Below are 11499 nucleotides of genomic sequence, written 5' to 3'. Positions count from 1 at the left end.
AATGGCCCTGGCCGCGGACCCCGCCCTATACTGCTGCACGTACACCGCAACCGCCGACATCGCCATGCCCTCCTTCGACATCGTTTCCAAAGTAGACAAGCACGAGCTGACCAACGCCATCGACCAGGCGCGGCGCGACCTGGGCAACCGCTACGACCTGCGCGGCACCAATGCGCGCTTCGAGCTGGAGGAATACGTGGTGACGCTGTTCGCGCCGAGCGAGTACCAGCTGGACCAATTGCTGGACATGCTGCGACCGCGGCTGGCCGGGCGCGGCATCGACCTGCGCAGCATCGAGCTCGGCGACGTGGAAACCAACCTGGCCGAGGCGCGGCGCAAGGTCACCATCAAGCAGGGCATCGAGCAGGCCGACGCGAAGAAGATCGCGGCGAAGATCAAGGAAGCCAAGATCAAGGTTGATACGCAGATCAACGGCGACAAGCTGCGCGTCAACGGCAAGAAGCGGGATGATTTGCAGGCGGCGATCGCGCTGCTGCGCAAGGCGGAACTGGAGTTGCCGCTGCAGTTCGAGAATTTCCGGGACTGAGCGGCGTCAACGCCTTCTGGTGTTTGGCCAGTTGTCGCTTTGGCCCCTCGATACACCCGCTGCGCGGGCACTCGGGGCGAACGGAGGATTTTGAAAGGCGGATAAAAGCGGAGCGTCACGCCCCCGGCTATTGGGCAGAGTCGGATCCGCTTCGCTTGATCCGACCTACCGGCCCTGTAGCGCCTCGGCCTTGAGGCGGCTCAATTCCTCGTCCTTGCGTTCCCACAGGGCGTTGACCCAGTTCTGGAAACGCTCGCGGAATTCCGGATCGTCCTGGTAGTCGCCGCCGACGAGGTCCGTCGGCACCGGCAGCACGCGGGCGCGGACCGCGATGTCGCGCTGCTGGCCGCGCAGGAAACTGCCGAGTGTGCCGTAGCGGCTGGGCACGTAGCACAGGGTGACGTCGACGATGCCGGCGAACTGGTCGCCCATGGCGTTGAGGGCGAAGGACAGCCCGGCGGCCTTGGGACGCAGCAGGTTGCGGTAGGGCGAGCCCTTGGCGTCGCGCTTGGCCGGGGTGAAGCGGGTGCCCTCGAGGAAATTCACCATCGTGACGGGGATCTGGCGGTACTTCTCGCAGGCCTTGCGGGTGACTTCCAGGTCCTGCTGCCGCAGTGCCGGATTGGCGGCGATGGCGGCCTTGGAATGGCGCTTGACGAAGGGCATGTCCAGGGCCATGCAGGCCATGCCGATCACCGGCATCCACAACAGTTCCTGCTTGAGGAAGAAGCGCGTGAAGGGGATGCGCCGGCCGAAGATGTCCACCAGCAGCGGGATGTCGGCATAGGACTGGTGGTTGCACACCAGCAGCCAGGTCTTGTCCGGATCGAGCTCGCCTTCGATGACGATGTTGCGGCGGGGGCCGTGCATCAGCAGGTAGGTCAGGCGGTTGAGACCCCACCAGCTGCCGTTGCCGACGAAGGCGCCGAGCCAGTTGCGCGCCAGCCAGGTGCGGCCCCGCGCCGAGGGCGTGAGGAATTTCACCAGCGCGCCCAGCATCAGCAGGGCGAAGCTGATCAGCAGCGCGATCAGCAGCAGCGCGAAGCTCAGCGCGATGACCAGCAGGGCTGGCAGCCAGCGCAGCACTTGAGCTCCTAGCTCGCTTGTTGATACGCCGGGCTGAGATCGCGCACCGCTTCGACCAGGGCGGCGACGCTCTCGATGGGCGTGTGCTGCAGGATGCCGTGGCCCAGGTTGAAGATATGGCCCGGGCCATGACCGTAGTCGGCCAGCACGCCGGCAACCAGTTCGCGCACTTTCTCCGGGCGGGCGAACAGGGAGGTGGGATCGAGGTTGCCCTGCAGCGCGACGCGGCCGCCGACGGCCTTGCGTGCGTCGGCCAGGCTGGCGGTCCAGTCCACGCCCAGCGCGGCGGCGCCGCTCCGCGACATTTCACCCAGGTGGGCGGCGGCGCCTTTGCTGAACAGGATCACCGGCACGCCGGGGGCCAGGACGCGCAGGCGCTCGATCACGTCCTGCATCGCCGCCAGCGAGAACTCGCGGTAGCCCTGCGGATCGAGCGCGCCGCCCCAGGTGTCGAACACCATCAAGGCGTCGGCGCCGGCGCGGACCTGCGCCGCCAGGTACAGGGCCACGGCTTCGGCCAGCTTGGACAGCAGGGTCTTGAGCAGGTCCGGGCGGTCGTAGCGCAGGCGCTTGGCGTGGACGAAGTCGCGCGAGCCGGCGCCCTCGATCATGTAGGTGGCCAGGGTCCAGGGGCTGCCGGCGAAGCCGATCAGCGGCACGCGGCCGGCCAGGGCGGTCTTGATGGTGCGCACCGCGTCCATGACGTAGCCCAGCTCGGCTTCCGGCTCCGGCACACGCAGCTTGAGGATGGCTTCCTCGGTGCGCAGCGGATGGTGGAAGGCCGGGCCTTCGTTGTCGACGAAGTGCAGGCCCAGGCCCATGGCATCCGGCACGGTGAGGATGTCGGAGAACAGGATGGCCGCGTCGAAGCCGAAGCGCTCGATCGGCTGCATCGTCACTTCGCAGGCCAGCTCCGGGTTCTTGCACAGGGCCAGGAAGTCGCCGGCCTTGGCGCGGGTGGCGCGATACTCGGCCAGGTAGCGGCCGGCCTGGCGCATCAGCCACACCGGGGTGCGTTCCACCGGCTCGCGCCGCAGGGCGCGCAGGAACAGGTCGTTTTTCAGGGGATTCGGGGGAGTCATGTTTTTCGTTCGGTTATGCGAGGGCGGCGGCGATCTCGGCCTGGATCGCCTGGGCGGCGGCGCGCGGATCGGCGGCGTCGCGGATCGGGCGGCCCACCACCAGGTAGTCGGCTCCGGCTTGCAACGCGCGTGCCGGGGTCATGACGCGCTTCTGGTCGGAGTCGACGCGGTTGTCCACCGGGCGGATGCCAGGGGTGACGACGATCAGTTCGCGCGGCGCTTCGGCGCGCAGTTTCGCCACCTCCAGGCCGGAGGAGACGACGCCGTCGCAACCGGCGGCCAGGGCGCGGCGCGCGCGCGACAGCACCAGGGCTTCGACGTCGCAGTGGAAGCCGAGGTCGTCGAGGTCGCCGCGGTCGAGGCTGGTGAGGGCGGTCACCGCCAGAACCTTGAGGCCGTTGCCCTTGGCCTTGGCGGCGGCTTCCATGATGGCCTGGTTGCCGTGGATGGTGCAGAACTGGGCGCCGTGTTCGGACAGGGCGCTGACCGCCCGCGCCACGGTTTCCGGGATGTCGAAGAACTTGAGATCGACGAAGACCTTGTTGCCGCGGCCGCGCAGCCAGGCCAGCAGCTCGAAGAAGCCGGGCGCCATGCACAGCTCCATGCCGATCTTGTAGAAGACGGCGGCGTCGCCGATGCGCTCGACCAGGGCCTTGGCGGCGGCGGCTTCCGGCAGGTCGAGGGCGACGATGAGGCGGTCCTGCGGGGGGATGCTGGTGGACTTGGCGGTGTTGGGCACTTCAGATTCCGGTAAACAAAAGATCGAGGGCGGCAATGATGTCGGTACGCTGTGCCGACAGGTCAGCCAGTGGATCCACCAGCGCGGAAGCCGCCACGGCGCCCATTTCCGCCGGAGACAGCACCACGCTGTGCCCCTTGATGCTGAAGCCGGGATTCAGTCGCGGGATGCGGCGCGAGGGGAACAGGCGATCACGCACCAGGGGAATCACCAGCCGCGTGGGCAGCAGTTCGACCACGTCCGACTGCACGTCGAGCACGAAGGGAATGCGTTCACGGCCTGCGACTCGAGGGTTCTGATAGACGCGGAACTGCGCCATCAGAAACCGCGCTCCTCGCTGTCCCCGAAGATGCCGTTGCGCTCGATGTAGCGGCTGAAGGCTTCCAGGGCGGCGCGGTTCTCTTCCTGCCAGTGCCGCACCCGCGATTCACGCAGGCGTGCATCCAGCGCCTCTTCGAACAGGCGCGACAGGTTCAAACCGAGCTTGCGCGCCTCGTCGAGCAGTTCCTTGCGGGCCGACAGATTCACCGGCTTGCGCAGCAGACTGGATTTGAGGGCGCCCTTGGGCATGGCGGGAATGGCCTGCACGTTGAATTCATGCGCATTGTAGCTGCGCATGCCGAGGCTGTCATCAAGATTCAGCGGGGCCGCCGGCCATTCGGGATATTCATCTTGCGCAGGCGCTCAGAGCGGGATTTCCGCATGGCCAACCAGCATGCGCATGCCAGATGCGCATGGCAACAGCTCAGCCGGCGCCGTCCGTCTCCACCGCCGGCGCCGGCTGCGCTGCCACGGCCCTGCGGCTTTGCAGCAGGACACCGGCGTAGTACGAAGCGTAATAGCCGATCACCACGCCAAGCATGGCCAGGGTCAGCAGGCTCTTCGAGCCGCCCATGGCGGCCAGGGGATCACCCGGGTTGGGCAGGTGGAAGCCGCCGGCCTGCTGCATCTGCGGGTACAGCACGGCGAAGCGGTAGATCAGGCGCAGCGCGAACAGGGCGGACACCGCCAGGCCGATGTAGATGTTGGGGATGTAATAGTGCTTGGCGCCGCGCGTTTCGAAGCGGGTGTGGAGCAGGCTGAACAGTCCCAGCGCGACGCCGGTGGCGATGCCGCCGATCAGGCCCAGGTGCAGCAGCGTCGAGCGCGGCAGCGCCAGGATGAACACGGCCAGCCCGCACAGCAGCAGCACCCGCAGGCCCATGCGCAGCGGCGTCACTTCCTGCGGGCCGACGTGACGGCGGTAGCGCCGGTACAGGCTGTACAGGAGCAGGGCGGCGACGGGCAACAGCGCCAGGCCGTGGAAGGGCAGGACGTTCATGAGCGTTCCTTATACACGAGGAATCCTTACAACAAACGCGCACCGATGGCCTTGAGCACGGCGTGGGTGCGGTCGCGCGCGTCCAGCTTGTGGAGGATTTCGGTGAGGTGGTTCTTGACGGTGCCGTCGGAAATGCCCAGCGCGCGGCCGGTCTCCTTGTTGGAGTAGCCGCCGGCGACGAGGCGCAGCACCGCCAGTTCACGCTCGGTCAGGTGCGCCGGCGTACCCTGGTCGGCGGGCACGCCGAGGCGCGCGGCCTGCAGGCTTTGCGGCGACAGCAGGGTTTCGCCGGCGGCCACGCGCAGGATCGCCGCCTTCAATTCTTCCGGCGCCGCATCCTTGAGCAGGAAGCCCTGGGCGCCGGCCTGCACCGCGCCTTGCAGCAGGGCGGCATCGTCGAAGGTGGTGAGCAGGATGGCGGGGGTGTAGTCGCCACGGGCGCGCAAGGCGCGCACCACCTCGATGCCGGAGTGGCGCGGCATGCGCACATCGCTGATCAGTACGTCGACGCGGGTCTGCCGCAAGGCAGCCAGCAGGATCGCGCCGTCCTCGGCTTCGATCGCCACCTCGAGGCCACCCAGGTCTTCGAGCAGGGCGCGCAGGCCGCGCCGTACCAGGGCCTGGTCGTCGGCCAGGGCGAGCCGCAGTGGCGGAATCATGGCAGCGAGTCCGCCGGTGAGGCCTGCGGTAGCCAGGCACGCAGGCGCAGGCCGCCGCGTTCCGCAACGCCGAGTTCGAGACGACCGCCGAGGGCTTCGAGCCGTTCGCGCATGCCGCGCAGGCCGTTGCCGGGGATCGGCGCCTGCTGGGCACGGCCGTCGTCCTCCACGCTGAGGCCGATGCCGCCGGCATCGGCGGCGAGGCGGATGACGATCTGCGCGGCGCCGCTGTGACGCAAGGCATTGGTCAGGCCCTCCTGGGCGCAGCGCAGCAGCGCCTGCGCCTGGGCCACGCCGGCGGCGCGCGCTTCCGGCGCCAGCTCCAGCCGCACCCTGGGATGCGGCAGCGCCGGCACCAGGGCGGCCAAGGCCTGTTGCAGGTCGATGCCGTCGTGTTCGCGCAGGGCGCCGACCACGCCGCGCACGTCGGTCAGCAGTTCGTCGGCAAGGCGCTCGCATTCGGCGATGGCCGGCGCGGACGTCTGGCCGCCCTGGCGCGCCTGCAAGCGCAGCTGCAATTTCAGCGCGGTGAGCTTGTGGCCGACCACGTCGTGGAGCTCGCGCGACAGGCGCAGGCGCTCTTCGCTGCGCGTGCTTTCCAGCAGCAGGCGCCGCGTCGCGAGCAGCTCGCTGTTGATGCGCACGGCGATGTCGCGCGATTCCTCGGCGCTCCTGGCGTAGGCGGTCATCATGGCGGCAAAGGTCTGGAAGGCGCCGTAGGAGAGCATCGAGGCGGCGGCGTCGGCCCAGCCCCAGCGTTGCTGCAACATCAGCAGCAGCGCCGCATTGGCCAGCAGCATCAGCCCCAGGGCCGCGCGCAGGGGATACAGGACGCTGACCTGGCCGGCGATGACGACCAGCAGGATCGGCATGGTGCCGCCGCCGAAGGCGTAGCAGGCCAGCAGCGCGGCGGGAATCTGCAGCAGCACCAGGATGCGCAGGCGGGCGAGGTCGGCGTCGCTCTCGGGACGGCCGTAGCGCGAACGCAGGATGTAGAGCACCGGCACGGCGATCATGCCGAGCAGCCCGACGGCAGTGACGCCGGACCAGTGCAGGCGCCCGTGCCGCCAGTCGAGCCAGGGCTGCAGGGCGACGGCGATCCAGGTGAGGTAGACCGCCAGGCTCAGCGGCGCGAAAGGACCACTCCAGTGATTGGCGCGCAGCGTCTGGGGGGCCTGTTCCATGCCGCAGTATAGGAGACGGGCCGCTTCCCTCCGAGGTGAGTTTTGTCACCCCCCGCTTGTGCCATCTGTCACCTGCCCGCCCACGGCGGACATCCCGACAATGGCGGCACATCGAACGGGAGTGGCGACATGCACGGAATGGTTCCGGCTTTGCACGTGGCGGTCGGCGCGGTGGCGCTGCTCGGTTTCTGGACCGCGGCGCTGGCGCCCAAGGGGCGTCCCCTGCATCGGCTTGCCGGCCGCATTTACCTGTGGGCGATGGGCGGCATCCTGCTCACCGCGCTGCCGCTGGCCTTGTCCTATTTCGGCCAGGGCAGACCGCTGCCCGGCGTGTTCTTCCTCTACCTGGAGGTGCTGGTCGGCGCCAGCGTGGTGGTGGGTCCGCGCGCGGTGCGCCTGAAGCAGGACTTCGCTGCATACAGCAGCGGCATCTACCCCGTGCTGGCCTGGGCGCAACTGGGGAGCGGGTTGGCGGTGGCGGCGATCGGCCTGTGGGCCGGACAGGTGCTGCTGACGGTATTCGGCCTGGTCGGCGTGGGGCGCTCGGTGCAGATGCTGCTGCAGCGCCGCGCCGCCAGCCCCGCACCGGGCTGGTGGTTGCGCGAGCACTTCACCGCCATGATCGCCAATGGCATCGCCACGCATATCGCCTTTCTCGGCATCGGCCTGATGCGCATCCTGCCGGCGGACCTGGCCGCGAAAATGGCCGACCTGCACCTGTCCTGGTTCGCGCCGCTGGCCATCGGCTTCGGCGCCATCACCTGGCTCCGGGTGCGGCATCGGCGCCGCTTCGCGCGCCGCCGGCCTGCGTCGTCGCGGGTTTCCGCTGCTCCGGTATCGGGCTGATCCCGGTCCGCGCCTCCATTCACTGCTCGCGGGAGGATTTCCATGTTCGTCGAAATCGTGCGTCACACACCGTCCTGGGTCTGGCTGCTGCTGGCCGCCCTGTTGTGGCGCGGCTACGGCATGACGCGGCCGCAGCAGGTGACGCAGTCGCGGGCGGCGATGCTGCCCGCCCTGTTCACGGCACTGTCTTTCGGCGGCGTGATCTCCACCTTCGGCGCACAGCCGGGAGCCTTGCTGTGCTGGGCCGGCGGCTTGTTCTTGTCCGCCTATGAAGTCCAACGCCGCGGCGCGCCGAAGGGTGCGGCTTATCTGGCGCAGAGCCGCCGCTACGCGTTGCCCGGCAGCTGGGTGCCGCTGCTGTTGATCGTGCTGATCTTCGCGGTGAAGTACGGCGTCGGCATCCAGCTCGCGCTACATGGCGAGCTGCGCCAGGTGGAGCTGTTCGTGCTGGCGGTGAGCACAGCCTACGGCGCGCTCAGCGGCGTATTCCTCGGGCGGGCGCTGCGGCTGTGGCATCTGCAGCGCATGGAGGGGCTCACGCTCGATACCACGAACGGGCGCATCGCCCGCTAGTCAGATTTCGCCCGGCTTGTCATGGCAGCAGATGCAGAGCTTGTTGCCGTCGGGATCGCGGAAGTACGCGCCGTAATAATCGGGATGGTAGTTGAGGCGCAGGCCGGGGGGTCCGTCGCAGGCGCCGCCGTTGGCCAGGGCGGCGGCATGCGCGCGGTCCACCGCCGCTCGCGTCGGCGCCAGCAGGGCGACCATATTGCCGTTGCCGGGACTCGCCGCCCGGCCGTCGTAAGGCGCGCCGATCAGCAGCAAGGGGCGCGGCGCGCTTGGGGAGGACCACGCGGCCCAGGGCTTTTCAGGGTCGCTGAATTTCAGCGCCAGGCCCAGTTCGTCCATGACGCTGCCGTAGAAGGACAGCGCGCGATTGAAGTCGGATACGCCGAGGAAGATGTGGGAAATCATGGCAGGCGGACGAAGACGTGGACGACACCGAGTATGCCGGATCGCCCTCGCCGGCGGCCATGGCCGGCACCTTGTACCGGCATGCCGCGCTCCGCCGGTGGCGGAACGCGGGTCATGACCGAATTCCGCGAAGCCAGCCTATCGTCAGGCGAGCATGCGCACCCTGGGTTCACGGGCGTAATAGCGAAGCGCCGCGGCGGCGAAGAACGAAAAGCATCGCCGGCGCCTAGGCCAGCGATGCAATTCGCAAACAGCGCTCGTTGCATCCTACGCCGCGGCGCTTTCCTGCGACTCCGCTGAGCCGGCCACGCCGGCATCAAGTTCCAGGTAGGCCTCAAAATCCCGTTGACGCTCCCGGTCGACGATTTCCGTGAAACTATCGGCGGCGCAGCGCTCCAGCTGTTTACGCAGCCGCGCATAGGTGCTGTTGAAGGAACGCAGTTCGCGGGTGGCATCACGGTCCCGGCTGTTCTTGCGTTGCAGGGCTGCGACAAGCATGCGGTCGATCAGCACGATCTGGCTGTCGATATAGGCCAGGCATCGAATGCGGCAGTGCGTGGAAACGCCGGCCACGATTTGCAGGACCGGCACCAGCGGCAGGGTGAGATAGCCCTTTGCCGGAACGGCATTCGACGCGGAAAGCTCCCTGCGCAGCAACTCGAGCAGGGCACCGCCCCAGTAGTGCCGATCGAGACGAGCTGCTTCGCGCCGTCGCGCCAGTGCGTCGATGTATCCGTTGTCGACGAGACGGCCATCGCGTACCACCACGTCGTGGTCGGTGGACTCGCCCGCAACGATGCAGTTCGCGCCGATATAGCTTTCGCTGCGGTTCCGGTTCAACAGCACGGCATGTTGCAAGCCATCCGGCACTTCGGCATCGAAGGGCACGACTGCGCATACAGCGGGCTTGCCCCTGTCGTGGATGCTGCAACGCTGGTCTTCGCCCAGCGCCGGACAGCGATTCAGCGATGTGTAATCGAACGCCTGCGTATGGACCGACATCTCGCGCGCACCAGATACCGCGCGCCGTATGGCCAAGGCGCCGACAAACAAACCTTCGTGCCGGAACAGTTCCGGCAGGCTCATCAGCGGCGGCGAGTTGCAGCACTTGCCGCAGGCGGTGCAGCGGAAGGAGACCGTGTTCACGGCCGGAGCATGACGGCGTCTCTCACCACGGCCGGCGCACCGAATCCTGGTAGTGCGCCAGGATGTAGTGCTTGATCGGCTCGGAATGGTAGGCGGCGACGAGTTGCGCCACCCAGGGCCGGTTCTTGTCCTGCGCACGCACGGCGATGACATTCGCATAGGGACTGCGGGCGTCCTCCATGCCGATGGCATCGCGCGCCGGTTGCAGGCCGGCCTGCTCCGCCACGGCCCAGGGGATGGCGGCGAAAGCTACCTTGTCGAGCGCGCCGGGAAGCTGCGCGGGCGCCAGCGTGATGAACTTCAGCTTCCTGGGATTGGTGCTGAGGTCGCGCGGCGTCGCGTGCAGCCCGGCGGTGTCGGGGAAGGTGATGAGGCCGTAGTTCTGCAGCAGGATCAGGGCGCGAGCGCAGTCGGCCAGCGTCTTCGGCAGCGCCACGGTGTCGCCAGGCTTGAGGCCGCGCAGGGAAGTCAGTTTTTTCGAGTAGAAAGCAAGCGGCAGGGTCACGGTATAGGCGACATCCACCAGGTGATAACCGTGGGCCTGTTTCTGCTGGTCCAGATACGGCAGATCCTGGAAGCTGTTGGCGTCGAGCGTACCGGCATCCAGTGCGGCATCGATCTTGTTCTCGTCGTCGAAATGCACGACCTGGAGGTCCAGGCCCTTGCCCGCCGCAACGCCTTTCACCTCCTCCATGATCTCGGCCTGCGGCCCGGCGCTGACGCCAATCCTGATGACTTGCGGCGACGTATCGGCACCGGCCGATGCAAACGCGGCCATGCAGCCAAGGCACAGCGCTACTGAAGCGGCGCGCAATCCGCCGTGATTCCGGCTACTTCGCTTCACGCCGCTCAACCGCGCAGCACGGTGCGGAAGCCGATGTGCGAAGCCGGCAGGTTGTCTTCCTGCGCTTCACGCGCCGAGGCGCGGTAGCGCACGCAGAAATCCTGCGAGCAGAGGAAGGAGCCGCCCTTGATCACCATCGGCTGGCCGGGCCGGCCGGTGCGGCTGGCGGCGGCGACCGAGGCGGTGTCGCCGTTGGCATGGCCCTGGTGCGGGCCGCTATAGGGATCGGCCGTCCATTCCCAGGCATTGCCGATCATGTCGTACAACTTCCAGTCGTTGGCCGCGTAGCAACCCACGGGCGCGAGCCCTTCGTGCCCATCGGCGCCGGTGTTGAGCACCGGGAAGGAACCCTGCCAGTAGTTGGCGGTGGGCTTGCCCGCGGCATCGCGCGGCGCCTCGTCCAGCTTCGCGTCCTGGCGGCCGGCCTTGGCGGCGTATTCCCATTCGGCCTCGGTGGGCAGATCACGCCCGAGCCAGTGCGCGTAGGCCAGGGCATCAGCCTGGGTGACCAGGGTCACCGGCTGGTTGTCGAGCCCCTTGCGGTCGCTCCCCGGGCCGGTCGGATGGTTCCAGTCGGCGCCCTGCACGTAGCTCCACCAGGCGTAGGGCCGCGTCTTGAGTTCCGCGTAGTCGGGCTTGTGGAAGACCACGGCGCCGCCGTCGCGCTCCGCGGTGGTGACATAGGCGGTGGCCGCGACGAAGGCCGCGAACTGCCGGTTGGTGACCTCGGTCTGGTCGATCCAGAAAGCCGCCACCGCGACCTTGCCGGACTCGGCCGGACGCTCGTCCTGGTAGCCGAGGGTGGTGCCGAAGACGAAACGGCCGCCGGCGAGATGCACCATGCCGGCGTGCCGGTCGCTGCCCCATTGCGGCGGCAGGCCGGAGTAGCGCGAGCATTGCTCCGGGGAACCCAGGGCAGCGGGTGGCGGGCCAATAGTGACAGGGGCATTGAAGGCGCCCACGCGCAGCGCGACGGCGCCGAGCGCGCCGCCCGCGACCGCGAGTGCAGCCAGGATCAATCCCTTCTTGGCCATGGTGAATTAAGCGCCTGCGCTCTTGCCCCGATGCCT

Annotated in this window: 15 protein-coding genes; 3 read left to right on the top strand and 12 right to left on the bottom strand. The window is 68.1% G+C overall.

What is annotated here, in order from left to right:
• Positions 1-64: 64 nt before the first annotated feature.
• Positions 65-547, top strand: coding sequence for a YajQ family cyclic di-GMP-binding protein (locus BP26_RS0106995; RefSeq protein ID WP_029919861.1), 483 nt, complete (start codon positions 65-67; stop codon positions 545-547).
• Between the two features lie 165 nt (positions 548-712).
• Here BP26_RS0106995 and yihG read toward each other — a convergent pair whose 3' ends face one another.
• The 8 genes from yihG to BP26_RS0106955 form a co-directional block, all read right to left on the bottom strand.
• Positions 713-1633 (bottom strand): 1-acylglycerol-3-phosphate O-acyltransferase, YihG family, encoded by a 921-nt coding sequence (gene yihG / locus BP26_RS0106990; protein WP_029919860.1) that lies wholly within the window; start codon positions 1631-1633, stop codon positions 713-715.
• A gap of 8 nt (positions 1634-1641) precedes the next feature.
• Positions 1642-2715 carry a uroporphyrinogen decarboxylase gene (gene hemE, locus BP26_RS0106985; RefSeq protein ID WP_029919859.1) on the bottom strand — a complete coding sequence of 358 codons (1074 nt, stop codon included), beginning with the start codon at positions 2713-2715 and terminating at the stop codon, positions 1642-1644.
• Between the two features lie 13 nt (positions 2716-2728).
• Positions 2729-3454 carry an orotidine-5'-phosphate decarboxylase gene (gene pyrF, locus BP26_RS0106980; RefSeq protein WP_029919858.1) on the bottom strand — a complete coding sequence of 242 codons (726 nt, stop codon included), beginning with the start codon at positions 3452-3454 and terminating at the stop codon, positions 2729-2731.
• A gap of 1 nt (position 3455) precedes the next feature.
• Positions 3456-3773, bottom strand: a complete 318-nt coding sequence (locus BP26_RS0106975) for a CcdB family protein (RefSeq protein ID WP_029919857.1) — start codon at positions 3771-3773, stop codon at positions 3456-3458.
• Positions 3773-4072: a type II toxin-antitoxin system CcdA family antitoxin gene (locus BP26_RS0106970; RefSeq protein ID WP_211254853.1), complete on the bottom strand. Its 300-nt coding sequence runs from the start codon at positions 4070-4072 to the stop codon at positions 3773-3775. The genes BP26_RS0106975 and BP26_RS0106970 overlap by 1 nt, the downstream gene beginning before the upstream one ends.
• A gap of 127 nt (positions 4073-4199) precedes the next feature.
• Positions 4200-4775 (bottom strand): CcdC protein domain-containing protein, encoded by a 576-nt coding sequence (locus BP26_RS27435; protein ID WP_051748509.1) that lies wholly within the window; start codon positions 4773-4775, stop codon positions 4200-4202.
• 26 nt (positions 4776-4801) lie between these two features.
• Entirely contained in the window at positions 4802-5431 is a 630-nt protein-coding gene (locus tag BP26_RS0106960; RefSeq protein WP_157572407.1) for a response regulator, read from the bottom strand.
• Entirely contained in the window at positions 5431-6618 is a 1188-nt protein-coding gene (locus tag BP26_RS0106955) for a sensor histidine kinase (protein WP_051748507.1), read from the bottom strand. Before BP26_RS0106955 ends, BP26_RS0106960 begins: the two co-directional genes overlap by 1 nt.
• Positions 6619-6747: 129 nt before the next feature.
• On the opposite strand from BP26_RS0106955, the gene BP26_RS0106950 reads away from it, so the two are divergent.
• Together BP26_RS0106950 and BP26_RS0106945 are read left to right on the top strand one after the other, a co-directional pair.
• A complete protein-coding gene (locus BP26_RS0106950; protein WP_157572401.1) occupies positions 6748-7464 on the top strand; it encodes a hypothetical protein in 717 nt (238 codons plus the stop codon).
• A 42-nt stretch (positions 7465-7506) separates the two neighbouring features.
• Entirely contained in the window at positions 7507-8037 is a 531-nt protein-coding gene (locus BP26_RS0106945) for a DUF6622 family protein (protein WP_029919851.1), read from the top strand.
• Here BP26_RS0106945 and BP26_RS0106940 read toward each other — a convergent pair whose 3' ends face one another.
• From BP26_RS0106940 to BP26_RS0106925, 4 genes are all read right to left on the bottom strand, one after another.
• Positions 8038-8439 carry a VOC family protein gene (locus BP26_RS0106940; RefSeq protein ID WP_029919850.1) on the bottom strand — a complete coding sequence of 134 codons (402 nt, stop codon included), beginning with the start codon at positions 8437-8439 and terminating at the stop codon, positions 8038-8040.
• A 267-nt stretch (positions 8440-8706) separates the two neighbouring features.
• Complete coding sequence (locus tag BP26_RS0106935; RefSeq protein WP_051748506.1) at positions 8707-9585, bottom strand: YkgJ family cysteine cluster protein; 879 nt, start codon at positions 9583-9585, stop codon at positions 8707-8709.
• 22 nt (positions 9586-9607) lie between these two features.
• Positions 9608-10363 carry a MetQ/NlpA family ABC transporter substrate-binding protein gene (locus BP26_RS0106930; RefSeq protein ID WP_051748505.1) on the bottom strand — a complete coding sequence of 252 codons (756 nt, stop codon included), beginning with the start codon at positions 10361-10363 and terminating at the stop codon, positions 9608-9610.
• Between the two features lie 71 nt (positions 10364-10434).
• A complete protein-coding gene (locus BP26_RS0106925) occupies positions 10435-11463 on the bottom strand; it encodes a formylglycine-generating enzyme family protein (RefSeq protein ID WP_029919847.1) in 1029 nt (342 codons plus the stop codon).
• Between the last annotated feature and the right edge of the window lie 36 nt (positions 11464-11499).

This window comes from Nevskia soli DSM 19509 (genome assembly GCF_000711955.1).
In the GTDB taxonomy this organism is placed as follows: domain Bacteria; phylum Pseudomonadota; class Gammaproteobacteria; order Nevskiales; family Nevskiaceae; genus Nevskia; species Nevskia soli.
The sequence above is the reverse complement of the archived record's forward strand: the minus strand, read 5'-3'. Positions and strand labels throughout refer to the sequence as shown.

Excerpts from the sequence above, each read along its gene's own strand:
- BP26_RS0106925 (WP_029919847.1), bottom strand. The coding sequence starts at position 11,463 with ATGGCCAAGAAGGGATTGATCCTGGCTGCACTCGCGGTCGCGGGCGGC.
- BP26_RS0106975 (WP_029919857.1), bottom strand. The coding sequence starts at position 3,773 with ATGGCGCAGTTCCGCGTCTATCAGAACCCTCGAGTCGCAGGCCGTGAA.
- BP26_RS0106955 (WP_051748507.1), bottom strand. The coding sequence starts at position 6,618 with ATGGAACAGGCCCCCCAGACGCTGCGCGCCAATCACTGGAGTGGTCCT.
- BP26_RS0106940 (WP_029919850.1), bottom strand. The coding sequence starts at position 8,439 with ATGATTTCCCACATCTTCCTCGGCGTATCCGACTTCAATCGCGCGCTG.
- BP26_RS0106970 (WP_211254853.1), bottom strand. The coding sequence starts at position 4,072 with ATGCGCAGCTACAATGCGCATGAATTCAACGTGCAGGCCATTCCCGCC.
- BP26_RS0106945 (WP_029919851.1), top strand. The coding sequence starts at position 7,507 with ATGTTCGTCGAAATCGTGCGTCACACACCGTCCTGGGTCTGGCTGCTG.
- BP26_RS27435 (WP_051748509.1), bottom strand. The coding sequence starts at position 4,775 with ATGAACGTCCTGCCCTTCCACGGCCTGGCGCTGTTGCCCGTCGCCGCC.
- BP26_RS0106930 (WP_051748505.1), bottom strand. The coding sequence starts at position 10,363 with ATGGCCGCGTTTGCATCGGCCGGTGCCGATACGTCGCCGCAAGTCATC.
- BP26_RS0106995 (WP_029919861.1), top strand. The coding sequence starts at position 65 with ATGCCCTCCTTCGACATCGTTTCCAAAGTAGACAAGCACGAGCTGACC.
- hemE (WP_029919859.1), bottom strand. The coding sequence starts at position 2,715 with ATGACTCCCCCGAATCCCCTGAAAAACGACCTGTTCCTGCGCGCCCTG.
- BP26_RS0106950 (WP_157572401.1), top strand. The coding sequence starts at position 6,748 with ATGCACGGAATGGTTCCGGCTTTGCACGTGGCGGTCGGCGCGGTGGCG.